This window comes from Armatimonadota bacterium (assembly GCA_016223145.1).
In the GTDB taxonomy this organism is placed as follows: domain Bacteria; phylum Armatimonadota; class Fimbriimonadia; order Fimbriimonadales; family Fimbriimonadaceae; genus Nitrosymbiomonas.
In genome coordinates this window covers 233,167-258,493 of the sequence record JACRPN010000005.1, presented here as the reverse complement: position 1 = coordinate 258,493, position 25,327 = coordinate 233,167, and the positions used below count along the sequence as shown (strand labels likewise).

The following is a 25,327-nucleotide window of genomic DNA, read 5'->3' as shown; positions in this document are numbered from 1 at the left end:
GAAGCCCTGCCCCCAAACCCGCAGTTTTGAGCTTGGCCGAGCAGGCAAGGTGGCCGTGCAGAGCCTGCACTTGGCCACACCGCATTACATCTCAGGGCAAAGGTTGCGGATCAGCTGCTTGACCGACGATCGCAAATCGCGGTCCCGAATCATCATCTCGCTGATCTTTTGGTAGCCGTGCATCATCGAGGTATGGTCGCGATCCCCAAAAAGCGCCCCGATGTGCTTCCAGGAGTCCCCAGTAAGCTCCCTCGTGATGAACACCGCCACATGGCGTGCGTGAACGATTGGCGCCTTACGCGAGTGGCCGCGAATCTCGTCGATACTGATCTTAAAATGGCTGCTGACCGCCTGGACAATTTGCTCAAAGCCCGGCTTTTGCATGCCGTGGTTTTTGTAGTACGCCTCGATGATGCTGGTGGCAAGCTCCACCGACGGCTCTAGGCCTTCGATGCTCGCTTGAGCCACCAGCTTGGTCAGGGCGCCCTCCAAAATTCGGATGTTGCCCGGGACGCTTTCTGCAAGGTGCATGGCAACGTCTGTGGCAAGCGCGATCCCTTCCTGCTCCGCCTTCTTGAGCACGATCGCGCATCGCGTCTCAGTGTCCGGAAGCTGAACGTCCGCCACGAGGCCGGCCTCAAAGCGTGATCGCAGCCGCTCATCCAGTAAGTGCAATTCCCGAGGCGCCCGATCCGAGCAGATGACGATCTGCTTACCGAGCGAGTGCAGATAGTTGAAGGTGTGGAACACCTCCTCCTGCGTCTTTTCCTTGCCGGCGATGAACTGGATGTCGTCGAGGAGCCAAACGCCCACGTTTCTCTGCGCGCGCCGAAACTGGTCGATGCGGTTGTTCTGCAGCGCCTGAACGAATTCTTCGGCGAATTGTTGCGCGGACATGTAGACGAGCAAGAACCGCGGGTCTCGCTTCCAGATGTCCCGAGCGATCGAGTGCAGCAGGTGGGTCTTGCCGAGCCCGGAAGCGCCGTAGATGAACAGCGGGTTGTACTTGCCGCCGGGGTCTTTGGCGACGGCCTGAGCGCCGGCGAACGCCAACCGATTGCTCTGCCCAACGATGAACGTGTCGAAGCTATAGCGGTCGATCAGCTTGAATTTCTGGGGTTCTGGGGTCGCGGGCATCGCGACCACCGCGGTCGCGGCGGGCGCAAGGCCGGAGCTGGTTGCCGCCATCGGCGTCTGCCGCTCCCTTGGCTCAGCGACCAGTTCCAGCTCGATTTCCTCCCCTAGTTCATCGCTCCACATCGCCTGTAGCTTCTCGCGATAGCGCTTTGAAACCCACTCGCAAACGAATTTCCCGGGCGCTGTCATCACGAGCAGCCCGTCGGCGCACTCCACGGGTACGAGGGGTTTGAGAAACCGGTCCATCCAAGCCGGCGGTGTGTCGGAGCCGAGACGCCGCAACACCTGTTCCCAAGCGCCGCGCAAGCGAATCTGCAGATCGGAATCTTCCAAAGAATACTGGTCCATACGAACGTCAACAAGAGCGCATCCAGACCCAAAAAGGACCTCGGATGGGCGGGGTAAGGACCGGAGTATACACAGCCCAACAACATGATATGGGTCTCCGATCCCTGGGTACAAGGGCGAAGAGCACCGCCAATTGTTAGGATTTAGTTAGGATGCTCCCAGCCCCTTGTTCAATCACGATTTTTCATCCTTTTTCAGCGTTTTTCATGGCTCGGTCTAGAATGGGCCATGGGTGTCAACGTCCTGGGTGTTCTCGCAGGTAACGACATGTCCACCTCCCTTCTCAAGAAGTGGGCCGACGGCGCCGACGAACTCCTCGCGGCCGACGCCGGCGCCGATCTCCTGGCCCTGATCGGCGTCCAGCCGGACCTTGTCATCGGCGACATGGATTCCGCGCAAAATCCCGCCACGATCGCGGCGTGGGCCGCCACCGGGCGTACCACACTCGTCCAAGACGACGACCAAGAACGGACCGACTGCGACAAGCTTCTTTCGGCTGCGGAGGCCCGGGGGTTCGACGCCATCACACTGGCCGCCGTCGAGGGCGACCGGATCGACCACCTGCTTTCGACCCTTTATTCCGCCGCGCAATCGCCGCTCGCTGTGCGCGTGGCCCTGCGGACCGGGATCGGATGGGTCCTCAAAGCGGACGACTATGTGGAGGTGTCCACCAAACCGGGAAGGCTCGTCTCGTTGCTTCCGCTCTCGGAGACCGAGGGCGTCAGTCTTCAGGGCGTGGAGTGGCCGCTGAAGGATGTGCGACTGGCGCCGCTGGGCAAGAGGAGCATTTCGAACCGCGCCACGTCGGACCATGTCTCGGCCCGCGTGCTCGAAGGTGCGGCGCTCTTCGTGGTAGAGCTTCTCGAGGAGGAGGCTCCGATCTGGTGACCCTCCTTCCCCTCGCGCAGCTCACAGGCATTGATGCCGCCGTCGTCGGGCTGTTCCTCTGCGCGATCCTTGTCTTAGGGTTCTCCGCCAGACTCAGGGATCACTCCGTGCTTCAGTACCTTGCTGCGGGCAGGCAGCTCACCCTCCCGATGTTTGTGGCGACCCTCGTGAGCACCTGGTACGGCGGCATCCTCGGCGTTTCCGAATCCGTCGGCTATTACGGCACGGGCGCGTGGCTCCTGATTGGGGTTCCTTACTATTTTTTTGGGGGACTCTACGCGGTGTTCTTCGCCGGAAAGGTGAGGCAAGAAGCCCAAATCAGCCTCCCCGAACGCCTTCACGCGAGGTTCGGCAAGGCCACCGGCCTCGTCGGCGCCGTGCTTCTGCTTCTGCTTGCCGTCCCGGCGGCTCACGTGCTGATGCTGGGGCTTCTGGTCTCGCACTTGGCCGGCATTGAAACGCCCTGGGCGATCGTCGCCGCAACCCTTGTCGGTACCCTCTTTCTCTATCGGGGGGGCTTGCTCGCCGACGTACGCGTGTCGATCCTCGCCTTCATCGCGATGTACGTCGGGTTCGCCGCGATGCTGGGATGGTGCCTGACCCATCTGGACGCCTCCGAGATCTGGCGCAGGGCCTTTACGCCCGAGCAGCTCACCCTCACCGGGGGAGTTGGGCCGATCCAGGTGGTCTCGTTCTTCATCCTTGGAGCATGGACCCTCGTTGATCCGGGCTTTCACCAACGGGTCGCGAGCGCGGAAAGTCCCGCCGCCAGCCGCAAGGGCCTTTGGATCTGCGTGGCATGCTGGTTCGTGTTCGACCTGCTCAGCATCAGCACAGCGCTCTATGCCCTCGGATCCTCAGATGGGGCGCAGGCGGAGCCGCTGCTGGCCTTTCCCAGGTTTGCCGACCAGGTTCTTCCTCCCGGGCTGCGCGGGCTGTTCCTCTGCGGCCTCCTCGGCACGATCCTCAGCGCCATGGTGGGCTATGCCCTTGTGGCGGGCGCGACCCTCGGGCGCGAGATCGTCGGCAGGCTCCGCAATGCGCCGGATAGCCCTGAAGTGACGCGGTGGTCCAAAATCGGGGTCGGTGTCGGATGCGGGATCGCCGTGCTGGTCGCGATCCAAGTTCAAAGCGTGGTGCAGCTTTGGTATAGCTGGAGCGGGGCGGTGGTGGGTGGGCTGCTCATCCCGGTCTGCATGGCCTACGGCCTCTTCCCAAGATCGCGAGTGACGGGCACGGCCATTTGGGTCTCTACCGCGCTGGGTTCGTCGGCAGCATTGGGCCTGATGGTTTACGGTCTGCGAACCGATAACCCCTACCTGACTGTCCCTATCGGTAGGGGAAGCGACGCGATCAAGGTCGACCTGGGCACCTTGGTGCCAGGGTTGGCGGTTTCGGCGCTGACCCTGGGAGCCTTTGCGCTCCTCGCCATAATACGGGGTAAGAGCCATGGCAGAAAACGAATTGCTGGATGACGTCGCTGGAACCGAGCCGGAAGAGAGTTCCGTACCTGCCGACACGACCTGCGCGGAGACCGCCGCAAGGGGCTGCCTCACGCTGATCCGCGGAGGCGTCGAGACCGATCAGCGCTTCCCCTTCGCCGCGCCCGCCGTGGTTGGGCGGTTCGACCCGGCGGTCGGTCCGGTCGAGGTGGACCTTGGGGTGATCGACGAGGGGCGGTATGTATCGCGCAAGCACGCGAAGATCGAGTGTGAGCACGGCGCTTGGGCGATCACCGACTTGGGCTCCTCCAACGGCACCTACGTGCTTCGATCGGACTATGAGAAAGTCGACTCGGCCCCATTGCAGGACGGCGACCAAATCGCCTTCGGCAACGCGCGGTTCCGATTCAGTGTGGAGGCCGATTCTGCTCCCGTCGAGCCCGCAGATGCAGCCGCCGAGGGAGACCCGGAGCCTGAATCGCATGAGGATGCGTGAGGGTGAGCGAGGGTGAGCGAGGGTGAGATGAGGGAATGGTAGGATTGTATTGCGCAGCTTCTCCCGCCCCAAGGCTCCCGGACTCGGCGCGGTGCGCCCCCATCTGGCCCAAGGCTCAACGCCCCAACGCGTCAACGCCCTAATGCCCTAATGCCTCAATGCTCAATGCCTGACGCCATACCTCCCCTAACTAGAACCTCTTCGCGACGAACACGTGAACCTCGTTCAGCCCCTGGTTCCGGCCCTTTAGGCCGGCATTCGAAGCATGTAGCCACCTCAGCCCGAATAGCCACTCCTGACCTGGAGGCGCGTAGCTCAATCCGCCCTCGATCACCGGCGTCGAGTTGACCTTGCTGTCGAGGTCCACCGTCGTCCGGTTCCCAAAGCTGATCCCCCAGCCCACCGCCCCATACGGAGCGTAGCCTCGCGAGTCCCTTTCCCCACGCCATCGCGCCATCCCGAGGAACCCGAGCGTGTTGAGCCGATTGTGCTCGGTCGAGCCCTTGGCGCCCCCGACCGTCGAATGTAGATAGCCTTCCAGCACAAAAGAACCCGACAACCCCCGGTAGGTCATCCGAGGATCCTTGCGCTCGTACTGGAGGCTGAAGGCGCCTCCCCGTCGAACCTCGTCAGACCCCAGGATTGGGATCGACTGCCCGAGGAATCCGCCGACATACCAGTTGCCTCTGCCCATCGGCCCGGTTAGGGCGGTGTCGTCGGCCATCGCACCCGTGGCGAGACCGACGCCGAGCATCATCCATGCGCTTCTGAAGTTGGGCATCCTGAGCATCAAACTTTACCCACGAGTAAAGAGTCTTGTCGGGCCGGCGAGGATTCGGTGAGCCCGGGCCGGGCCGCCGTTCAGGTACCCTGCTCCTGCTGCGCGGCCCACCAGGGGCTGTTGAGAAGGGCGTCGCCCAGGCGGGACGCCTGGGTGGCTTAGGTTCAACGATGGTAGTCCAGCGTGCTCTGGGACTGCATTTCTCAACATTCCCCTCCAAGCAAGCGCCATTCGGGTTCACGCCATGGCCACCAAACTCCCCGTCGTCGTCATCGTGGGGCGCCCGAACGTCGGAAAGAGCACCTTTTTCAACCGGCTCATCAAGCGCCGCGCCGCAGTCGTCGAGGACCAGATCGAGCAAGTGCGCGTGCAGGCCGAAGTCGCCATGGAAGAGGCTGACACCATCCTCTTCCTCACCGAGGTGACTGCCGGCGTCACGCCCGACGACTGGGAACTGGCCAACCGCCTGCGCGGCAGCAAGAAGCCGATCCTAGTGGTGGTCAACAAAACCGACAACCCGCAGCGCGCCGCGAACGCGGGCGAGTTCTATGCGCTGGGTTTGGGTGAGATCTTCATGGTCTCGTCGCTGCATGGCAAAGGGGTGGCCGATCTGCTCGACCGCATCGTCGAAGAGCTTCCGCAAGTGGAGAAGGACGAAGAAGAGCCCGATGAGATTCGGCTCGCCATTTTGGGCCGCCCGAACGTGGGCAAGTCCTCGCTGCTGAACGCCTTCACGGGCGAGCAGCGCGCCATCGTTTCGAACATCCCGGGCACCACCCGCGACGCCATCGACACGCTGCTCAGCTATCGCGACGAGCGGTTCCGCCTGATCGATACCGCAGGCCTAAGGCGACGCGGCAAGATCCAAGGCAGCATCGAATACTACATGGTGGACCGCGCGATGAAGGCGCTCGACCGGGCCAACGTGGGCTTGATCGTGGTGGATGGCGACGCCGGGCTCACCGACGGCGACAAGCGCACTGCCAAGCTCGCACATGACGGCGGCAAGGCCGTGGTGATCGCGGTGAACAAATGGGACGTGAAAGAGCCGCCTAACGGGAAACCCAAGCAGAAATCACCCGAGAAGAAAGCGTTCCTGCAGCAGATTCGCGATGAACTGCCCGAGGTCTCCTATGCGCCGGTGTGCTTCACCAGCGCCAAGGAAAGCGCGGGGCTGGAGCCGGTGCTCGACACGGTGCTCAAGGCTCTGGACAGCTACAACTTTCGCATCGCCACGGGGCCGTTCAATCGCCTGATCCAAGACGCGCTCTTCTCAAAGCCCTATTCGACCAAGGGCAAGTTCCTCAAGGTCTATTACGCGACCCAGGTGGCCACCCGCCCGCCGACGTTCGCGCTCTTCTGCAACGATCCCGAGATCGTGCACTTCTCCTACCTGCGCTACATCGAGAACCAGTTCCGCAAGAAGTACCCCTTGGAGGGCACCCCCCTGCGCTGGAAGCTGAAGAGCAGTCACGAGAAGAAGTCGTGAATCGCGATAGGCGAGGCGCGAAGGGCGAATTGCCGGAGCGCCGCAAACAAAATGCGGCCAGGCACAATCAGAATGCCCGTGTCTGGGCGCCTATGCGCGGACCGTCAGCTTGTCCCGCACCCTTTTGAACGCCCCAAGGCAGAACTCTAGGTCTTCGAGAGTGTGCGTTGCGTTCGGCATCGTACGAATGCGCGCTTTGCCCCGGCCCACCGTGGGAAACACGATCGAAAGCGCGTAGACCCCTTCCTCCCAGAGTAGCCTCTCGGTCTCCTGGGCGGCGCCCTCATCACCGATGTAGACCGGCGTGATGGGCGTTTCCGAGCCCATCGTGTCGAATCCGGCTTCCTGCAGCGCCTTCTTCCACCATCGAGTGTTGTCCCAGAGCTTCCTCATCGGCTCGGGGTCGTTCTCCATCACGTCGAGCGCGGCGATCAGTGCCGCGGCGACCATCGGAGGGTGCGCCGTACTGAAGAGGTAAGGACGGCCTCGGTTGATGAGCCAGTCCTTGAGCAGCGCAGAACCTGCGATGTAGCCACCGACCACGCCGAGCGCCTTGCTGAGCGTTCCCAATTGGATGTCCACGCGGCCATAGAGCCCGTAGTGGCTGGTGGTGCCCGCGCCGTGCTCGCCAAGAACGCCCGAGCCATGCGCATCATCCACCATCACGAAGGCGTCGTATTGCTCGGCCAAGCCCACGATGCCGTCCAGAGGGGCAATATCGCCGTCCATGCTGAATACCCCGTCGGTGATGATCATCTTCTTGGCGAAGCCCTTCTCGGTGGCGCGCTTCAGGCAGTCTTCGAGGCCGTTCAGGTCCTTGTGGGGATACACCCAGCCCTCGGACTTCTTATAGCTGGCGGAGCCCAGGCGCACGCCATCAATGATGCTGGCGTGGTTCAGCTCGTCGGAGATGATGACGTCCTTATCGGAAACCACGGCGGGAATGCAGCCCGAGTTGGCGGTGAACCCGGAGGTGAACACCAGAACAGCCTCGGTCTTTTTGAACTTGGCGAGGCGCATTTCGAGCTCGTCGTGAATAGCCATGGTGCCGCCGATCCACCGCACCGCTCCCGCGCCGACGCCCCACTCCTCGACCGCCTTTAGCGCCGCTGCGCGGACCTTGGGGTGGTTCGCCAGCCCCAAATAGTTGTTGCTGGAGAGGTTGACCACCTCCTTGCCGTTCATCCTCACGCGCCCGCCCGCTGGGGTCTCAAGGATGCGGGGGACCTTGTAGAGGTTCTGGTCCTTAAGGGTTTGGAGGTTGCTGGCGAGCCACGATTGGAATCCGGCGTTCATGAGTTTGTTTTACCTCTGGAGCCGGGAAACGGGGTCTGGGGTAGGAGGGGTGTTCAGGTTGTCAGGTGTTCAGGTGGTCAGGTGTTCAGGTGTTCAGGTTGACAGGTTGTCAGGTGTTGGATGGTGGGTAGTGGGTGTTTGGACGTCGATCATGTTGGCTGCCCGAGCTTTGTCCGGCGAGATTGAACGGAGGGCGGGGTTCACCCCGCCTTTTCTGGGAGAACGACCTTCAGGACGCGGATTTCGGATTTCGGATTTCGGACTTTCTGATCGCTGTCGAGGCTGCGTTCTGACACACTCGGCCCGAGTCTGCTTCGAACGCTGGCGGACCCTTCCCGTTCCCCGAACGCCTCTGAAACATCTGCTGCCCTCAAGCGTCTCCATCCTTGTGAGAGGCTTCACGCTTTTGACCTTATTGGCGCTCTTTGTGGCGGGCGCCTGCGCTCAAATCGGCGCAGGCTACGCAACCCAGAACGCCATCCCCTGGCGCACCTACAAGAAGGGCAACCACGACCGCTTCCAAGCGCCACGGACCGTCGTCGTTAACAACGGTGCGACCTGGCAAACCTACTGGCAATCGGTGACCGGCGAGGCCACCGCGGCCGCGCCGAAAGACGTGGATTTCACTCAAGAAATGGTCGTTGGAATTACCTTGGGGCTGCGGCGGACGGGCGGCTATGAGATCTACGTCGAAGGGGTGCGCCAAACGGGCCCTTACGACGTGACGATCTACTACGTCGAGGCCACTCCGCCGCCTGGCCAAGCTGTGACGCAGGCGCTCACCTGCCCTTATGTGATGATTCGCCTTCCGCGAGTGCCGGGTACGGTCTCCTTTAGCAAGCGCACGGTGCAGGGCCGCGCCGGCATCGATTGGGGCGAAGGGAGCTGCCATTGCTGCTGCTACTGCAATCATGGAGGCAGCGAGTGGCAGGTGCTGGGCTACTTCATCTCCGGGACTCCCGGATTCACCGGCAACCCGTTCGACCCGCTGCAGAACATTCAGTGGCGAACCTACAAGCAGGGGAACGACAGCCGGTTCGAGCGGTTTGAGACCAACGTGATGGACAACGAAGCCTCGTGGCAGACTTATTGGGCTCGCAACACCGGAAACGCTCCGCAGTCCGCGCCGAAGGGGATCGACTGGGTCAAGCAGCGGCTGATGGCCATCAACACCGGAAAGCTGGGCGCTGGGGCTTCGGTGTATGTGGAGAGCATCGTCCGAAAGAACGCCGCGAACCTGGAGGTCACGTACGTCGTGAGTCAGCAGGGAAGGGATCAAGGGACAGAGGGACCAAGGGACGATAGGTCCGAGGTCCGAGGTCCAAGGTCTGAGGGTTCAGAGTCCTGGTCCGGCCCATCACCCAACACCCAAAACCTGAACACCCAGAACCTAAACACCTCCTCCCCCTACGTCGTCATCGCGATCGACCGGATCGCCGGCATCCCGACGTACAAGCGCAAAGACGTCACCCTCCCCCCGGCTGGGAAGAGGGCGAAATGCAATTGCCACTGCGGCCTGTGCCGATGGGATGGGTGATCACAACCCGATGTCGGTCCTGCCAATTGGACGGCGAGCGCTGTGATACACGCGCAAAATGATGACGATGCCCGACCTCTTGTCGCCCTCAACCAAGAACATCACCCGGTGCGACTTGAAGCGTAGCTGGCGGACTTCAAACTCAAGGTCGTCGCGCTCAGGGGCGAGGGAGCATCGTCTCGGCATCTTGCGGAGCGACTCGATCCTCAAGTCCAGGCCCTGGAGCCACTTCTTAGCCACTGAGGGCGACGCTTCGACGGCATAGTGGCTGACGCAGTCTGCAATGTCAGCGAGCGCCAGCGGTGTGATCTCAATCCGAAAGGCCATGTTGGGCTCTCAATTCGTCCATCGCCTCTCGGTACTCCCGCGTCTTGCCTTCCCGGACTTGCCCGTAGGCGAGCCGCAAGCCGGCAACACTCTCCGCGTGCTGGAGTCGGTCGAGCAGGGCCTGGTAGCTCTCGGCGCTCTGGACGACCAGTTCTGGCTTCCCATTCACCGTGAGGACTTCCGGCACGGCGCCGTCTTTCAGCCTCTGAACGTGTCGCTTATGGTTGCGAAGAAAGTCGGTCAAGGAATGGATGTTGCGGAGGTCGAGCATCGTGTCACCAGAATCTGAGAATTCTATGATAGCACAGCTTTTGCCGCTGTCCCTGCGGTCGCGTGGGACCGCGCACGGCCGAAGCCATAGAGCCCAACCCCAATGCATAGACCCCGTCTGCCGCCATCGCCAACATCGCCGGCATCCCGACCTACAAGCGCAAAGACGTCACCCTCCCCCCAGCCGGGAAGAGGGCGAAATGCAGTTGCCACTGCGGCCTGTGTAGGTGGGATGGGTAGCTCCGACAATTCGTTCGGAGCTACTCGAGTCACTTTACGGCATCGAAAGCAGCGCGATCATTAACGTCACGTACTGATACAGGTCGTCCTTTTCTTGAGAGTCCACCATCCAGTCCGGGGGTGATGGGTCGCCGTCAATCTTCTTGAGCAGGTCGCGTAGATCGGCAATCGCGCCGTAGCGGTCACCGATCGCGACCTTGTTGGCCGCATTGGCGAGCATATTGCTCATCGCATTGCGACGGCCTTTGGCGGCGTTTCCGTTGGGCGCCTGGATCAAGCCAAGGTTGAACGCTCCCACTTCTTCGGAGAGGTCCCGGACAAACGCTTCGATCCAGGAGTTCGTTGCTCCGGGAACGGTTGGGGTTGGATCGGTGGCGTCGCCAATCCCGTCACCATCCGTGTCCGGGTTGCAGGGGCTCGTGCCAAGCTGCACTTCGGCTCCGTCAGAGAGCCCATCATCGTCGGAGTCAGGATCGAGTGGGTTCGGGCAACCGGAGCCGTTGGCCATGTCAACTTCGGTGCCATCCAGCAGTCCGTCGTCGTCGGTGTCCGAGTCGTATGGATCTGTGAAATGGACGTTGGTCTCGTCTGAGTCCGTGAGGCCGTCGGAGTCGGAGTCCTGATTTGGCATGCGGGCCAGTGCAACAACACCATCCCAAGTCAGGACTGCAAAGGTCCGCCCGTCGGGGGAGAACTCCGCGGCATAAGGGAACGCTCCACTCAAGGTCGAAGTGTCGAAAGCATGAAGCTCCAACCCCGAGGCGGAGTCGAAGACTCGGACAGTGTTGTCTTGACATGCGCCCATGATCATCGTTCCGTCAGGGGAGAAGCAAAGAGACTGAACGTTTCCTGAAGGGATGTGGATGCGCCTCAGTTCTGTCAAGGACACGCTGCTCCAGACGACGATGGCGCCTCCGCTGCTCGGCCCGCCGGCAGTGGCGAACGTAGAGCCATCAGGGCTGAACTTAACGTCATAGAGCGGCGCAGAGGGGTGATACAGTGTGGCGAGGACGCTTCCTGTCGCCATGTTTCGGACTTGAACATAGGGGTTGGTGCCCCCGCCGACGAACACACCCACGTTACCAGTAGGTGACCAGTCAACGCCTGCAACCGTGTCTCCATGGCTGGCTGCCCAAACCGTTGCCGGCGAGCCACCAGACAGGTCCCAGACCCGTGAATCCCCATGATCTACTCCTGTTGCCACCAGGTCACGATTCTGCGGCGAGAAGGCCACGCCAGAGATGCCGAGGGGGCTCCAGCTCCAGGAACGATAGACGGTCCAGCCTAAGGTGTTCCAAACGGTGACGGAATCACCTCCGCCACCCGTGCCACCTGTTACGGCCATCCGGGAGCCATCAGCTGAAAAGCGGATTCTCGTGGGGAACTCATTGGGGTCGCCAAGGCCCTGGACAAGCGCTCCATCGGCGGCACTTCGAATGTGGATAGCGACGTCAGAGCTCGTCCAAGGATTGGACCCGCCTGAAGCAACGTACTGTCCGTCTGGCGAGAACGCGAGGGCAAACTGGCCCGAATACGGTCCAAGAGCATTGACGCTCCAGACAATATCAAGTGCCTCTGGCCTTGCAGCGGGGCCGACAAGTGTCAGAAATGCTAGAGCAGTAAGTCGTTTGAAGCAAACCAAAATATCCTCCAGGGCGGGTTCGCCGCCAATAAAAGCACGGGGACTTGACCGTACGGTGTCACCCGACACCTAATCCCCCTCTCCCCGTATCCTAAGTGAAGAAGAGAGCCGGCGGGGCCGGGAAAGATGCTCGAGCAGGATTCAGAGGACCACAACCGGTGGGGTGGCACAGCCCTTCACGCCAGGCGCCTTGAGCGCCTGGCCCTAAGGCTGTGCCAGGGCGACAGCGAGTCCGCCTGCGACCTGGCCCACCAGGCCATGGCCAACGCCGCAGGAAAGGACGGGCTGGACCAGAATCGCGACCTGTGGCCCTACCTGAGAACCTCGCTCGTGCATCTCTTCATCGACCGGCTCCGGCTTCAGAAGAGGGAACTGCCGCTGGAGGCTGTCGAGTCGGATGTGAAGCGACAAAGGTCGGACGGGAGCGAACCGGGGCAGCCGGACGGCCAACGGTTGATCGAGGCGCGGTTCCTAAGGCAGCGCGTGGGTGAAGTCATGGCCCATCTGCCTGAACCGCAGGCGGAGGTACTGCGCCTGGTCTACTCCGAGGGCTACAGCCTTGAGGAGATTGGACAGAAGTTGGGATTGACGCAGGAAGCGGTGAAGCAAAGACTGAAGCGGGCTCGGGGGAGGTTCCGTTCGGTGTGCGAGAAAATGGAGGTGGTGTTCGAATGACCTGCCGACACGTTAGAAAGGCGCTGGCTGGGAGTGCTCCGGTGGAGCTCCCGCCCGCTTTGCTGGCCGAGATCAAGCAGCATGCTGAGTCGTGCAGCGGGTGCGCGGCGAATCTGGCGAAGTCCCAGAGGCTTGATGCGGCGATGGCGCTGCTTGTTGCGGACCCAGAGGGTATGGCCGGAGCGGAAGTGCTGCTGGCGAGTTCACGGCCTCGCAGTGAATCCAGCAGTTCCTCTTCGAGAAGGACCAGCCCTGGTTTTCGCTGGCTGATGTTTGCCGGCGGAACTTCGTTGACTCTGGTGCTTGGGATCGCGCTCGGAGGATTTGCAGGAATCGCCCTGCTGGTGCCCACCGTGGATGCCAAGAGCAGTGCGGAGTTCCTCGACGTGCCGTTCTTGAATGAGGCCTTTGTTCGTGGAGGAGGGTTCTTCGACGACTTCGAATCCGGCCTTGGGGCCTGGAAACCACAGCCCAACGGTCCCAACTACGCCGAGTTGAGCGGCGAGGAGGCCCATTCGGGCTCGAAGTCACTTAAGTTCTATCACCGCGAATATGGCGGGCTTTATGACAAGCGGTTCAATACACCGGTTCCGGCAGGCGGCATCATCCGCCTGGCCACGTGGGTGCTTTCCCCGCGAGGCGGTGCCGCTGACAACAAGTGGCTGAACCTGGGCATTGGCACTGGGACCGAAGCCGACAGCGGGCCCGTCGCCGGAATTGATGTTTTGAGCGTGGACTCGCGCTGGCAACCGGTGACGTTGCAGCTCGCCGTAGCCCAAACGACACCGGGATTCCACGTTCAACTCACAACCGGCCCGGGCCACGGCCAGTACTCGGGCTGGGACTGGGCATCTTGGGTGGACGACGTCCGTGTGTACTTGAATGCCGGGGTCGAGAAGTCCGTTTGGATGATCGAAGGCGACACCTTGCGCATGGCGGTCAGGCTGCCCAAGCCCTATGGCCCGAAGAGCGCGGACCTTACCAGGGTCTATGTGCGCGATCTGCAGAAGAGGATTTCAGCTGTCCCTGCCGATGAGCGCCGCGTGTTCGATGACGTCATGGTGTTCACGTTCCGCTCGCCAAAGCTGGTGGCTTTCATTCAGGAGGAGACGGAGTCCGATGGCTCGCCCGTGAGTCTGCAGATGGTCCTGTCTGCCCAGATCGGCGACATCCCCTGCATCTTTTCAGCGGGGATACGAAAGGGGTGAGCCCCAGTCTGAAAGACCAACGAGGGGCCGGCTGCCTAGCCGCCAGGATTGGATTCACGCTGGCCCCTCACCCGGTTCACTGCGTTCACCGCCTCTCCCCAGGGGGCGAGGTGGCTTCCGGACCTCAGACCTCTGACCTCGGGCCCGAGCTCTCAACCCCTTACCTCTCCAGCACCCTTCCTGCACGCGACGTATCGAAAACCAATTGCGCCATGGCTGCCGCTTCCAGAAAGCTGGGGGCGGACCATTCGAGGACGTAGGGCTCCGGGCGCGAGACACCAGGAATCTGTGAGGCCAGTTCTGCCAGATTGTCGTTCTGGAAACTGATCTTCATCGAGACCTCGCCCTCAAACCTCACCGGGGCTATCCGCTTGGCGTTCGCCACAGCATCTCTGATGGCCTTTTCGATGCCGGGGCCGGTTTCGCTGGGGTGCTTCATCCAGGCCATGAAGCGGCCCATGGCGGCCTTGACGGCATAGGTCCGGATGCCGATGTTCAGAGCGCTTGCCTCGGCGCATCCGCAGTCATCGCTGGTTACGGCGACGAGCGGGACGCCAAAAGCGCCTGCGGTGGCGGCGGAATAGGCGATCTCGCCGGCTTCTTTGCCGTTGATCCAGAAGCGGTGGAGTCCGCCGACCAAAGCGTGGGCCATTAGGCCTCGTTTGCCCGCCATGGCGTGGTAGCCCACAAGAATCGCGGCGTCGAAAGGAGGAATTGGAGTAGTGCCGGGTGTCTTGGTTTTCAGGTTTTCAGGTGAAAACGAGTCATCGCCACCAATCCCCTCCATCATTCCGGCAGGCATGGCGCCGTAGCCCGAGATGAGTTCTGTGCCGAGTTCCAGCTCGTCGACCAGCAGATTCTTGCACCAACCGTGGGAGTCCTTGACCACCACGCGCTTGGCGCCGGCTGCCCGGGCGCCCCGGATCGCTGCGTTCACGTCGTGGGTGTACATCCGCCTGGCAAAAGCGAAGTCATAGGCCTCAGTGGTCGGCCCCTCGGCCTGAGTCCAGGAGGCGATTCCGGTGATGCCCTCGATGTCGGCGGAGATGTAGACGTTCATGGGGGGACTGGTGAGGATGGTGAGAATGGTGAGTGTGGTGAGGGTTGTGAGGGCGATCTGATCGTCAGGTGGTCAGGTTATCAGGTATTTGGTGTTGTGGCGTTGTCTCCACCCCTCCCGACTTCGTTCCCCTGGCTTCGCTCGGCGGGATCTTCGACAACCCCCTCCTTCCCGACATGTCGGGACTCGGAAGCAGTTTCGCTTCGCAAAACCAAGGAGGGGGCTCATCGCGCATCGCCGATGGTTTCATTTACTTCCCCCGATAAACGCAGCGACATCCTTCGCCAGCTTGATGCGAGAGGCCGCCTCGATATACATCATGTGGCCGGCGGTGTAGTACTGCCAGGAAATCCTGTCGAGCGCCTGCCTCTTCAGGTCCATGTGCCGTAGGCTGTATTTCGCCGCGTAGAACGGGCAAGCCAGGTCATACCAGCCGTAGACCATCATCAGCTTCATGTGGGGGTTCTGGACCATCGCCTGACGAAGGGCCTCGGTGGTGTCGGTGATCGCGCCCTGATCCTGCTCCCATTCGCCGCCATCGGTGTTCCACATGCGATACTTGGCCTCCGTCTTGTAGTTCAGCTCGTTCGAGAGGTAGTCGCAAATGCTGGCGTAGAAAACCGGCCCGATCGCTGAACTGCTCGGGTCGTAGTCTGGTCCGTCGCCGACTTCGACGGCGTCGGTGCCTTTGAGCCTCGAATCCAGTCGCCCGACCGTCTGGCCGGATTCGCGCAGCAGTTCTTTGTAGAACCGCCAATCGGAGACGCGAAGATGCGCGGCGCGGACAAAGCTCTCCTTGATGCCGGTAAGCTCGCTGACGCGCTTGGCGATGCGCGCTTCCTCTTCGGGAGCCAGGTCCGTGCCCTTCATCAGCGCGCTCGCATACTCGCCGCCCGCAAACGCTTCGGCCTCTGCCGCGACCTGCTCAACCGTCATCTTCTGAAGCCGGGGCGAGAGCTTTCTGTGGTACCAGGCGGTCGTCGCGAGGGTCGGAAGAAAGCCGACATAGGGGAGGTCGTTGCCGCGCGCCGCGTCGAGCGTGCCAAAGTTCATCGTGCCCGAGATGATGATCGCGCCGTTGAGGGCGATGCCGTTGTTCAAGAGTGCATTGGAGAGTCCGGCCGTGCGAATGCCGCCATAGCTCTCGCCCGCCAAATAGATGGGCGAGGAGAACCTGCCATACCGAGTTAGGAAAGCCCGAACGAACTCGGCGAAGGCCCGGATGTCAGCCTGGACGCCAAAGAACTGCTTGCTCATCTCCGGTTTGGCGAGGCGGCTGTAGCCGGTGCCCATCGCGTCCACCATCACGATGTCGGTGCTTGGCAGCCAGGTTTCTTCGTTGTCGACCACGTGGTAGGGCGGCTTTGGCATCGAGCCATCCTCGTTCATCGCGACGCGGCGAGGGCCGATGGTGCCCACATGGAGCCAAAGAGAAGCCGAGCCTGGGCCGCCATTGTAGGCGAAGGTCAAGGGCCGCGTCTTGGGGTCTTCACCGTCTTTGATATAGGCGACGAAGAACATCTCGCCCTGCAACTCGCCGGCTTCGTTGCGGATCGGCATGTGGCTGGCGATCGCCTTGTAGCCGATCTTCTGACCGCCGATCGTGATCGAGTGCTGGGTCACAGCCTCGTATTTGTGAAGCTCCTCGACCTTCTCGGGAGCGGGGTTGAGTGGAGCTTGGGCTTGGAGTAGGCCGCCGAGGGTCAGAGCAAGGAGAGCGGTGGGCGCTTTCATGGAACCCGTAGGATACCGGCCTCAAACGAGTAGAGTTGCGCAGAGTCGCTCCCAGGTTGTGGCACCCCGTCGGGGAGCTGGGATTTGGGTGGCGGCGGACCCGGGGGCGCGCGGGGCGCGACCCCGGGCCACTCTCTTCTGAACCCTTGCGGGGTCAATTCGACGGAGCTTCAAGTCGTGGCTCACGTGCGAGAGGCTTAGAAGGGACTTCCGATGTAGGCGGCGAACTCCCCTGACCAACGATGATCTCCCTGATGATTGGACTCACCATGGCTGCTCCATCCCAGAACACCGATTGGACCCCCGACAAGCTGCTGTCAGCGTTGTCTTCGAAAGACGGCCTGAGGTCTGCCAAGGTTGAGGAAGAGCTCACGGCGTGGTTCGGCGGGGTAGGCAAGCTCGCCACCGGCGCTGACGCCAAGGCCGACGGGCTTACTTTCGCCTTTGCGATTCGGGTTCAAGAGGGCGCCAAATCGGCGTCGGTCAAGGCGCTCGCAGAGGACTTCTCCATCTCGTTGGTCCAGGTGGGTCGAGGCAGGCTCTTTGTGGGGGCGGCCAGGTTACCTTTGGGCGAGTGCTTCCGTTGGGTCTACACGGTGGACGGAAGGGCGCAGGGCAATTCGCGGGAACTCGAGGCGTTCATCTTCCCCAAAGAAGCAAAACCCCAGCCCAACGTGCCCAAAGGCAAGCTGGAGGTGATGCCGAGGATGACGAGCAAGGTTTTCGGAGGCACTTGGCACGACTGGTGGCTCTACACGCCGGCGAGCTTCGACCCGGCGAAAGAGTCGAACTTGATCGTTTTTCAGGACGGCCAGTGGGCGCACGAGTACGTGCCGACGTTCATGGACAACTTGATCGCGCAGGGCGACCTGCCGCAGACCGTGGTGGTCCTGGTGACACCGGGCACCTTTCCGGATGGGCGGTCCGACCGCTCAAGGGAATACGACTCGCTCGGGGACGCCTACGCCCGGTTCCTTATTGAAGAGCTTCTGCCTACAGTCGAGAGCAAGTTCAGGATCACCCAGGACCCGATGAAACGCTGCGTCGCGGGCCTTAGCTCCGGGGGTATTTGCAGTTTCACCGTGGCGTGGGAGCGGCCGGACAAGTTTGGGCTCGTGATGAGCTGGATCGGGAGCTTTGCGAACCTGCAGGGCGGTTCGACCGGCGTGGGCGGTGGCAACACCTACCCGGCGATCATCCGCAAACGAAGGGGATGGGACGGCAAGGGCGAGCCCAAGCCGATCCGCGTGTACCTTCAGGATGGCTCGAACGATCTGGACAACGCGGCCGGCAGTTGGCCCATCGCCAACCAGGACATGGCGGCGGCCCTCAAGTTCGGGGGCTATGACACCAAGTTCGTATACGGTAAGGGGTTCCACTCGGCGAAGCACGGGCAGGTCGAGATGCCGAACGCGCTTCGGTGGCTGTTCCGGAAGGAGAAATAGGGCTCGCCGAACGGGACCCCTCACCCGGTTCGCCGGAGCTCACCGACCTCTCCCTTACCGACACGTCGGGACTCGGAAGCAAGGGGCGAGGTGGTTTCTTCTCGGCCGCCTATCCCGCGAAGGGCTAAGAGCGAAGATGCTTCCCGCTTCGGACCGATCTCCCATAGCCCCATCACCCGGTTCACTTCGTTCACCGACCTCTCCTAAAAGGGGCGAGGTAGTGTGTTGTTAGCCCATCTCGCCGCCGAAGCCGGCGGCATAGCCCGACCAGAAGCTGAAGACGATATAGCCGATATACATCGCGACACAGATGAGGCAGACCACGCCGAAGATGTGTCCCATCTGGATGGCGCGGGTGTTGGCTTCATCCTCATAGAAGTCCGCCATTTTCTGCATCATCATGTCCACGTTGCCGGTGGTCTCTCCGGTGCGCATCATGTCGAGCACGATCGGCGAGAAGGCGCCGGTGCGCGCAAAGGCCTCGGCCATGCTCCCGCCTTCCTCGATCTGCTTGGCGGCGGGATAGACGAGCTGGCGCATGTACTCGTTGCCGCAGGAGTCGGCAGCCAGCAGTGCCGCGCGCTGGATGGGCACGCCGCCGGCATAGAGCGTTCCAAAGGCACGTCCAAACTTGGCCATCGCGAACTGGTGCATGGTTTTTCCCAGCGCAGGGACCTTCTGGATGAACTGGTCGTAGAAGACCCGAATCCTGGGCTGCTTGACCCCGACTCGGAAAAAGAAGAACGCCAGGACGATCAGCGGTAGGAGCACCACCCAAGTTGCCGGTTCGGTGAGCGGAGAGGAGAGCCCCGGCCCCTTGCCGAGAGCTCCGAGGATCAGGTTGGTTGCCAGCACAATGGCGATCGAGGCGATCACCACGAATTTGGGATAAAAGGTGACGCGCTTGTAGAGGTTGCGCAGCGCGATTTCTTCTTCGATGTGGCGGGCCACCAGCTTCAGCGATTCGTCGATCCGCCCGACGTCCTCCCCGGCGCGGACCATGCTGAGCATCAGGGGTGAGAAGATTTCGGGGTAGCGCGAGAGGCCATAGGTAAGCGGGCGGCCCTCCAGGGCCTGCAGGCGGAACTCCTGGATGGCCGCTCTTAGGCGTGGATCGGAGGTTTGGGTGCTCAGCGTGTCGAGCGAACCCACCATGCCCACCCCGGCGTTGAGCATCGTGGCGAGCTGCCGAAAGAAGAAGAGCAGGGCGGGAAGCGGCACGGCAAAGATGTGGCCCAAGAAGTCGGTGACCATGGCCGAGCGCGGAGCGTCGAGCGGGCTGATGTTTTCGGGGGAAGTCGGCGTGCGGGGCGTGGTTGAGGGCGTTTCGGGGCGCGGCGGGGCCGCCGGTCCAGCGATTGCCATCGGCTGGGTCGCTTGACCCCCAGCCTGCGTCGGTGCGGTGTCGGCCGGGGCCGATTGAGAGGACTGTTGAGTGGCCAACGGATCGCCGAGCCCGGAGGAGATCTGAAGGTGCTCGATCGTGAAGCCGCGTTGGGTGAGGTCCTCTACCGCCGCACCCATCGAGGCGCAAAAAAGGGTCCCGCTGGCGGGCTGTCCGTTCGGGTTGGTTCCGCGGTATTCGAAAACGGGCATGCTGCTATTTCAAGACGCAAAAAGGCATCTCAAAGGTCGGCGCTAGACCTCGAACATCTTGAAGAGCTGCGGATACATGTATCCATAGAGCAGCCAGGCCACAAACACGAACCCCAACGCGATCAAGAGAATCGCCCAGAGCCCGATCCGCCATTTGGAGAGGGTCTCAACCTCCTGCTGAGCTTCGCTGCAGCTTCTGGACACGATCAGAAGTTGCCCGGGCATGTCTCCGACCATTTCGCCGGTCTGCATCAGCGCCAAAAACTCGGGTGGCATTTTGGCAGAGCCGCGAAACGCGGCGGAAAGTGCTGTGTTGTCGCCCATGGCGGCTCCGATTTGCCGGATTTCCTCGCGCACGCTGTGGTTTGGGATCGCGTCGGCTGCTGAAAGGAGCGCGGTTCGGGGTGCAAGGGCCGCCTTCATCAGGTGCGAAAGGGTCCACGCAAACAGCGCCATGCCCTCGTGCCAGCCGCGCTTGCCCGAGAGCGGGAGCCTGGCGGTGAGCCTGTGGCGCAGGGCCGTTACCCGCAATGACCGCCACCAGAGGATGAAGACCGTGCCAAGGATCAGCATGGCGAGCATCGCCGGACCGATCGGCCACTTGAGCTCGGCGAGCAGCGCTGCCCTGTAAGTCTGCATCCCCGGTAGGGTGCCGCCCTGCTGGTCCTGCAGCCGCATGGCGTCCATGCCGCTTTGCACCACCCAGAACCCGAGCGGCGCGGAGACCAGCGCCATGATCGTCAGCCAGCTCAGCCAGACGAACGGTCTGCCGAACTTACGCGCCTGCTCAGCTTGAGCGGCAATCGCCTCACAGGCCTCAGGCAGGAATCCTCCCTGTTCTCCTGCGCCATACAGCGCCACGACGTGATCGGGAAAGAGATAGGGATATCGGCGAAGGACTCCTGCGACGCTCCCTCCTTCGACCCCGCTCCGAGCTGCTTGTTGGAGTGCCTCGTGAAAGTGGGCCGGTGTCCCGTGGGTCAACAGGTTCTCAAACGCCTTGGCGGGGTTAATGCCGGCTTTGAGATGGCTGCCGAGCTGCGTGAAGATGAAGAACCGGTCCTTGTCCGAACCGAACTTGGTCTTGACCGTCTGGACGGGTTGGACGGCTTGACCCGCGACGGAATCCAACTGGGCGCGGATCGCCGGAGGGGGCACGGAGCGCCGAGCTGGGGGAGCTGCCACGGTTGCCGATGACGCCACCGAGAGCGGATTTAGGCCCCGCTGGCGCAGTCGCAACTGGGCGTCGCGCAGCGACGAGGCTTCGATCTCGCCGTCGAGCCTGGTACCGGCATTATCTTGCGCCAGATAGCGAAAGGTCGGCATCTTCAAGCAAACGGACGTCTTGGGCCTGCGATTCCGTTGCGGCCAACAGGTCCTTGATGCGCCCGAGACCCGGTAGGACCAGGTCGGGAGCGATCTCGGCGAGCGGCTGGAGCACGAACCGGCGCTCAGGAATCCTTGGGTGAGGCACCTGCAAAACAGTTTTGCCGTTCCGCTCGGACCGAAGCTGCGCCCTTCCGAAGGCCAGCAGGTCCAGGTCGAGCTCTCGGGGGCCGTTCCTCACCCTGGGTGTGCGGCCCAAGTCCTTTTCGATCCTTTTGAGTACGGCCAGCACTTCGAGCGGTCCCTTGTCCGTGCGATACAGCGCGGCGGCGTTCAGGAATGCGGGCTGGTTCAGGACGTACATGGGGGCGGTCTCATAGAGGTGGCTCACGGCCACGCGGTTGAAGGCGCCATCGAGGGATTGGACCGCGCGAGTCAAGAAGCTCCGCCGGTCGCCGCAGTTCGATCCCAGTCCGATGGCGATGAGGACCATGGAACGGATTATGGCCTGCGGGTACAATCCGATCCCCGACGCGGCGGATATAGCTCAGGGGTTAGAGCGCCTGACTGTGGCTCAGGAGGTCACGGGTTCGAGACCCGTTATCCGCCCCATTTCTTTTTCAACCGCCTGCTCCGCCGTCCCCTTCCGCCTTCTTCTCGACGAACTTCAGGCACTCGCCGTTGATGCAGAAGCGCAGGCCCGTCGGTTTGGGACCATCGTCGAACACGTGCCCGAGGTGGCCGTCGCAACGCGAGCACCGAATCTCAAAGCGCCTCATGCCGAAGGAATAGTCCGGCTTGGTCCAAACAGCGTCCTTGTCGGCCGGCTGGAAAAAGCTGGGCCAACCGGTGCCGCTGATGAACTTTGAGTCCGACCGGAAGAGCTCCAAGCCGCAGCCGACGCAGTGATACGAGCCGATCTTGTGGTTGTCATAGAGCGGGCTGCAATAGGGCGACTCGGTGCCCGCGCCGCGCAGGATGCGGTATTGCTCCGGCGTCAGACGCTTCTTCCACTCGGCCTCGGTTAGGATCAGCTTGTCCTTGCGTTTGGGGCTCTGAGGGTCGGGGCCCTTCTGCTGCGTGCCCGCCACGGCCAGGTAACCCAGCGAAGCCAATGCGCCGACGAGAATCCAGTTCCAAGGTGCGCTCATCATGCCCATGATAATGCATACGTTTCGGCAAAGATTCCCGGTTCTGTCCCAAAGACCTACAAACAGGGTTTCTTGACACCAAAGTACGGATTGATTCAAAATGGTCCTGTTCTCCGGGCCAGGGCCGCCTTTCCCCTTTTGTACCGTCGCCTGCCGACATGCCCGGAATTCGCCCGTACTACATAAGTGGACCATGCTTGAAATCCGAAATTTGCACGCCAGAGTTGAAGACCGCGAGATCCTGAAGGGGTTGAGCCTGACCGTCGAGGCGGGCAAGGTCCACGCCATCATGGGGCCGAACGGCTCCGGCAAGAGCACGCTCGCCAGCGTGATCGCCGGCAAAGGCGGCTATGAGGTCACCGAGGGCCAGGTTCTGCTGAACGGTGAGGACATCCTAGAGATGGACCCCGAAGAGCGAGCCGCCAAGGGCGTCTTTCTGGCATTCCAATATCCCGTCGAGATTCCCGGCGTGAGCGTGGCGTACTTCTTGCGCGCGGCGTTGAATGCGGTGAAGAAGGCGAACGGCGAACCCGAGCTTGACGCTTTTGCCTTCCTCAAGCTCGCCAAGGAAAAGGCCAAAGTGCTGGAACTCGATGCCGACATGCTGACGCGGGGAGTCAACGAGGGCTTCTCCGGTGGTGAAAAGAAGCGCAACGAGATTTTCCAGATGGCGGTTCTGCAGCCCAGCGTCGCCATTCTCGATGAGACCGACTCGGGCCTCGACATCGACGCCCTGCGAATCGTCTCCGACGGCGTCAACGCCTTGCGCGACGCGAACCGGGGCTTTCTGGTGATCACCCACTACCAGAGGCTGCTCAACTACATCGTGCCGGACGTGGTGCACGTGCTCGTCGACGGGCGAATCGTGCGCACGGGCGGCAAGGAGCTTGCGCTCGAACTCGAAGAAAAGGGCTATGGCTGGATCGAAGAGGCTGTGGGAGCGGGGAAGTAACTTGCAGGAGTTGAGAGAGAAGTCCTTTGTGAACGGCCGGTACGTTGCAGACCTGTCCGACCTTTCTGACGGTGTCGAGGCAGGATCGCTGAAGGAGGCCTGGGCCAGGGGTCTGGAGGCTGGTGTCGGCCAGCTCGGAAGGGTCGCGACGCTCGAAGGCAAGCTGGGCTCGTTCAACGATGACCGGTTCGTCCACCTGAACACCGCTCGATTCGAGGATGGCGCCTACCTGTTCGTTCCAAAGAGCATGGAAGCTGCGGTGCAGTTCGTGTTTCTTCAGGCGAACGACGATGCCGTCCGGGCCGAGGTCTATCCGCGTGTTCTGATCGTGCTTGAGGAAAACGCGATTGCCGACGTCTCGGAATGCTACATTGGGCTACGAGGAGACTGCTTCGTCGCGCCGGTCACCGAAGTGATCCTCGCGCCACACGCGGCGTTGAACCATGTTCGACTGCAGCTCGAAAGTGAAGGCACGTACCACGTTGGCACGATGGCGGCCACTCAGGAGCACGATTCGACTTACAGGTCCACAACGGCGGCTTTTGGCGCTAGGACATCGCGCCTTGATTCCTTTGTTTGGGTGGGTGGCGAGCATGCCGAGACGTCGCTGAACGGCGTTTATGTCGGCGAGGGCGAGCAGGTGCTAGACAACCACACGCGCATCGACCATGCGGTGCCGAACTGCCACTCGTTCGAGGTCTACAAGGGCATTCTCAAGGACAAATCCCAGGGCGTGTTCAACGGCAAGATTTTCGTCTACAAGGACGCTCAGAAGACCGACGCCAAGCAAACCAACCAGGCGCTGCTGCTAAGCAGGACCGCCGGCGTGAACACCAAGCCTCAGCTCGAGATCTTCGCTGACGACGTGAAGTGTACGCACGGCGCGACGGTTGGGCAGCTTCGCGAGGAAGCCATGTTCTATCTGCGGTCTCGCGGAATCCCGGAATCCGAGGCCAGGAATATCCTGGTGTATGCCTTTGCGGCAGAGGTCTTCGAGGGGATCGAGAACGAAGCGGCGCGCACGGAGCTTGAAAGGTTGCTTTTTGAGAAACTGAACTAGGCTCCCTTGGGCGAAGGGCGAAGGGCGAAGGGCGAAGGGCTGAACTACCTCGCCACTTGAGGGAGAGGTCGGTGAACAGAGTGAACCGGGTGAGGGGAGTGTCGACCCGAGAGGAGTTAATGGTCGTAGAGGCCGACTGCTCCCAAAGCGGCGTCAGGCCGCCGCACTTCAAGCCCGCCTAATGCCCTTTGATCTCCGTCGACCACCTGAGTCGCAGGTCGTATCGCGTTCCGTCGCCACCGGGAATCAAGGCATCGACCGCATTCACCTCGATCACGACCGGCAGCTTGGTGGCGTCGTCGATCACGAAGGTCCCCGCGGCCCACATGGGTTTGCCTCCTCCCTCCTCGCGGAACGTCGCCGCATACCAGGTGGAGGGTCTGCGCTTGTACTGCTCCCCTGCCGTAAGTTCAAAGACCACTGTTGCGGCGGGAACGGACTGACCCTCTGCGCCCGGGAGCTTCACGCTCCAGCGGGAATCGGAGCCTGCCGGGTCGGCCTTGGCCCCGACGAACCCAAGAAGCCGCGAGAGGCGGAACTCGAGTGGCTCGCCCATCGTGGGGGGATCGACGGTCCGTTCTCCGTTGAAACCGACGAGGACCTTTGCGATCTGGGGAGTTGCGCCCTTGGGTGGAGGCACCACGATGTCCCCCAAGCGGCTCTCCAGGAGTTCAGTTCGCTCTTCGACCTCAAGGCCCTTGGTGGTCGCTTTAAGGACCTTTGCTTCAACGCGATAGGTGAAACCCTCAACGATCTCCTCGGTCCCGGGTACGAGGAAGGTCTGGGTGAGGGTGGAGGTCCAGGCATCGCCGACCTTCAGGCGAGTCTGAGCGTCCTTTGGCGCGGTCTGGAGGGAGGCGAGAAGAAAGGTGGCAGCGAGTTGAAGGACCATCAGTGTTAGAGCAAACCCTTATTCGGACGTCCCACCCTCCACGGGGCGTTCGCCGGACTTCATGTAGCCGAGTTCTCTCGCTGCGAGTTCGCGGCCAGGACGTGAGCTCAGATCGGCTTTCTTCCTTGCGAGCTCCTCACGGCTTTTCTCGGCTGCGTCCATTTCCGCGGCGTTCTTGTCGGCGAGCCCCTTTTGAGTTCGGTAGCCCTGCCAAGGCTTGATGCTAAGCCCGAGCCCCACCAAGATGGCGATGACGACGATGGCAAGATTGGTTGCTAAGCGCCTTCCCATGGCTTTTCCCCTGCTTCCAGAATTCGCCGGCACGGAACCGGCGG

The 25,327-nt window shown here is 61.9% G+C and carries 24 protein-coding genes and 1 tRNA gene; 11 read left to right on the top strand and 14 right to left on the bottom strand.

The window, feature by feature from the left end; translation table 11 throughout:
• Nucleotides 1-84: 84 nt before the first annotated feature.
• Nucleotides 85-1,485 (bottom strand): chromosomal replication initiator protein DnaA, encoded by a 1,401-nt coding sequence (gene dnaA / locus HZC36_03500; protein ID MBI5706038.1) that lies wholly within the window; start codon nt 1,483-1,485, stop codon nt 85-87.
• Between the two features lie 228 nt (nt 1,486-1,713).
• Between dnaA and HZC36_03495 the strand changes: the two genes are divergently transcribed.
• Genes HZC36_03495 through HZC36_03485 form a run of 3 tightly spaced genes read left to right on the top strand, consistent with a single transcriptional unit; the run spans nt 1,714 to nt 4,311 of the window.
• A complete protein-coding gene (locus HZC36_03495; GenBank protein ID MBI5706037.1) occupies nt 1,714-2,373 on the top strand; it encodes a thiamine diphosphokinase in 660 nt (219 codons plus the stop codon).
• Nucleotides 2,370-3,848, top strand: a complete 1,479-nt coding sequence (locus HZC36_03490) for a hypothetical protein (GenBank protein ID MBI5706036.1) — start codon at nt 2,370-2,372, stop codon at nt 3,846-3,848. The genes HZC36_03495 and HZC36_03490 overlap by 4 nt, the downstream gene beginning before the upstream one ends.
• Nucleotides 3,823-4,311 carry an FHA domain-containing protein gene (locus HZC36_03485; GenBank protein ID MBI5706035.1) on the top strand — a complete coding sequence of 163 codons (489 nt, stop codon included), beginning with the start codon at nt 3,823-3,825 and terminating at the stop codon, nt 4,309-4,311. Before HZC36_03490 ends, HZC36_03485 begins: the two co-directional genes overlap by 26 nt.
• Before the next feature lie 190 nt (nt 4,312-4,501).
• Here HZC36_03485 and HZC36_03480 read toward each other — a convergent pair whose 3' ends face one another.
• Nucleotides 4,502-5,092, bottom strand: coding sequence for an acyloxyacyl hydrolase (locus HZC36_03480; GenBank protein MBI5706034.1), 591 nt, complete (start codon nt 5,090-5,092; stop codon nt 4,502-4,504).
• A gap of 244 nt (nt 5,093-5,336) precedes the next feature.
• On the opposite strand from HZC36_03480, the gene der reads away from it, so the two are divergent.
• A complete protein-coding gene (der, locus tag HZC36_03475; GenBank protein MBI5706033.1) occupies nt 5,337-6,581 on the top strand; it encodes a ribosome biogenesis GTPase Der in 1,245 nt (414 codons plus the stop codon).
• A 90-nt stretch (nt 6,582-6,671) separates the two neighbouring features.
• On the opposite strand, the gene HZC36_03470 is transcribed toward der, so the two are convergent.
• Nucleotides 6,672-7,877, bottom strand: coding sequence for a glycine C-acetyltransferase (locus HZC36_03470; protein ID MBI5706032.1), 1,206 nt, complete (start codon nt 7,875-7,877; stop codon nt 6,672-6,674).
• Nucleotides 7,878-8,283: 406 nt separating this feature from the next.
• Between HZC36_03470 and HZC36_03465 the strand changes: the two genes are divergently transcribed.
• The gene (locus HZC36_03465; GenBank protein MBI5706031.1) at nt 8,284-9,414 is read left to right on the top strand and encodes a protease complex subunit PrcB family protein; all 1,131 of its coding nucleotides are present in this window, start codon (nt 8,284-8,286) and stop codon (nt 9,412-9,414) included.
• Here HZC36_03465 and HZC36_03460 read toward each other — a convergent pair whose 3' ends face one another.
• From HZC36_03460 to HZC36_03450, 3 genes are all read right to left on the bottom strand, one after another.
• Complete coding sequence (locus HZC36_03460; protein ID MBI5706030.1) at nt 9,415-9,741, bottom strand: type II toxin-antitoxin system RelE/ParE family toxin; 327 nt, start codon at nt 9,739-9,741, stop codon at nt 9,415-9,417.
• Nucleotides 9,725-10,012 carry a type II toxin-antitoxin system Phd/YefM family antitoxin gene (locus HZC36_03455; GenBank protein MBI5706029.1) on the bottom strand — a complete coding sequence of 96 codons (288 nt, stop codon included), beginning with the start codon at nt 10,010-10,012 and terminating at the stop codon, nt 9,725-9,727. The genes HZC36_03460 and HZC36_03455 overlap by 17 nt, the downstream gene beginning before the upstream one ends.
• Nucleotides 10,013-10,285: 273 nt before the next feature.
• On the bottom strand, nt 10,286-11,596 hold the full coding sequence (locus tag HZC36_03450; protein MBI5706028.1) for a hypothetical protein: 1,311 nt from the start codon (nt 11,594-11,596) through the stop codon (nt 10,286-10,288).
• 423 nt (nt 11,597-12,019) lie between these two features.
• Between HZC36_03450 and HZC36_03445 the strand changes: the two genes are divergently transcribed.
• Both HZC36_03445 and HZC36_03440 read left to right on the top strand, forming a co-directional pair.
• Nucleotides 12,020-12,568 (top strand): sigma-70 family RNA polymerase sigma factor, encoded by a 549-nt coding sequence (locus HZC36_03445; protein ID MBI5706027.1) that lies wholly within the window; start codon nt 12,020-12,022, stop codon nt 12,566-12,568.
• Entirely contained in the window at nt 12,565-13,776 is a 1,212-nt protein-coding gene (locus HZC36_03440) for a hypothetical protein (protein ID MBI5706026.1), read from the top strand. The genes HZC36_03445 and HZC36_03440 overlap by 4 nt, the downstream gene beginning before the upstream one ends.
• 160 nt (nt 13,777-13,936) lie before the next feature.
• Here HZC36_03440 and HZC36_03435 read toward each other — a convergent pair whose 3' ends face one another.
• Both HZC36_03435 and HZC36_03430 read right to left on the bottom strand, forming a co-directional pair.
• Nucleotides 13,937-14,836, bottom strand: a complete 900-nt coding sequence (locus HZC36_03435; GenBank protein MBI5706025.1) for a M55 family metallopeptidase — start codon at nt 14,834-14,836, stop codon at nt 13,937-13,939.
• Nucleotides 14,837-15,082: 246 nt separating this feature from the next.
• Nucleotides 15,083-16,570 (bottom strand): peptidase S10, encoded by a 1,488-nt coding sequence (locus HZC36_03430; protein ID MBI5706024.1) that lies wholly within the window; start codon nt 16,568-16,570, stop codon nt 15,083-15,085.
• Between the two features lie 269 nt (nt 16,571-16,839).
• Between HZC36_03430 and HZC36_03425 the strand changes: the two genes are divergently transcribed.
• Complete coding sequence (locus tag HZC36_03425; protein MBI5706023.1) at nt 16,840-18,015, top strand: esterase family protein; 1,176 nt, start codon at nt 16,840-16,842, stop codon at nt 18,013-18,015.
• 228 nt (nt 18,016-18,243) lie between these two features.
• Here HZC36_03425 and HZC36_03420 read toward each other — a convergent pair whose 3' ends face one another.
• The 3 genes from HZC36_03420 to folK are packed head-to-tail and all read right to left on the bottom strand — an operon-like array spanning nt 18,244 to nt 21,430.
• Nucleotides 18,244-19,611 (bottom strand): type II secretion system F family protein, encoded by a 1,368-nt coding sequence (locus HZC36_03420; GenBank protein MBI5706022.1) that lies wholly within the window; start codon nt 19,609-19,611, stop codon nt 18,244-18,246.
• Between the two features lie 42 nt (nt 19,612-19,653).
• Complete coding sequence (locus HZC36_03415; protein ID MBI5706021.1) at nt 19,654-20,937, bottom strand: type II secretion system F family protein; 1,284 nt, start codon at nt 20,935-20,937, stop codon at nt 19,654-19,656.
• The gene (folK, locus tag HZC36_03410) at nt 20,906-21,430 is read right to left on the bottom strand and encodes a 2-amino-4-hydroxy-6-hydroxymethyldihydropteridine diphosphokinase (GenBank protein ID MBI5706020.1); all 525 of its coding nucleotides are present in this window, start codon (nt 21,428-21,430) and stop codon (nt 20,906-20,908) included. The genes HZC36_03415 and folK overlap by 32 nt, the downstream gene beginning before the upstream one ends.
• Nucleotides 21,431-21,473: 43 nt before the next feature.
• Between folK and HZC36_03405 the strand changes: the two genes are divergently transcribed.
• Nucleotides 21,474-21,549, top strand: a tRNA-His gene (locus HZC36_03405).
• A gap of 8 nt (nt 21,550-21,557) precedes the next feature.
• Here the strand turns inward: HZC36_03405 and msrB are convergent.
• On the bottom strand, nt 21,558-22,088 hold the full coding sequence (msrB, locus tag HZC36_03400; protein ID MBI5706019.1) for a peptide-methionine (R)-S-oxide reductase MsrB: 531 nt from the start codon (nt 22,086-22,088) through the stop codon (nt 21,558-21,560).
• Nucleotides 22,089-22,281: 193 nt separating this feature from the next.
• Here msrB and sufC point away from each other — a divergent pair, with 193 nt between their 5' ends.
• The gene (sufC, locus tag HZC36_03395; protein ID MBI5706018.1) at nt 22,282-23,040 is read left to right on the top strand and encodes a Fe-S cluster assembly ATPase SufC; all 759 of its coding nucleotides are present in this window, start codon (nt 22,282-22,284) and stop codon (nt 23,038-23,040) included.
• A gap of 1 nt (nt 23,041) precedes the next feature.
• Nucleotides 23,042-24,100 carry a Fe-S cluster assembly protein SufD gene (gene sufD / locus HZC36_03390; protein MBI5706017.1) on the top strand — a complete coding sequence of 353 codons (1,059 nt, stop codon included), beginning with the start codon at nt 23,042-23,044 and terminating at the stop codon, nt 24,098-24,100.
• 178 nt (nt 24,101-24,278) lie between these two features.
• Here sufD and HZC36_03385 read toward each other — a convergent pair whose 3' ends face one another.
• Nucleotides 24,279-24,992: a hypothetical protein gene (locus tag HZC36_03385; protein ID MBI5706016.1), complete on the bottom strand. Its 714-nt coding sequence runs from the start codon at nt 24,990-24,992 to the stop codon at nt 24,279-24,281.
• A gap of 18 nt (nt 24,993-25,010) precedes the next feature.
• On the bottom strand, nt 25,011-25,283 hold the full coding sequence (locus tag HZC36_03380) for a hypothetical protein (protein ID MBI5706015.1): 273 nt from the start codon (nt 25,281-25,283) through the stop codon (nt 25,011-25,013).
• Nucleotides 25,284-25,327: the final 44 nt, after the last annotated feature.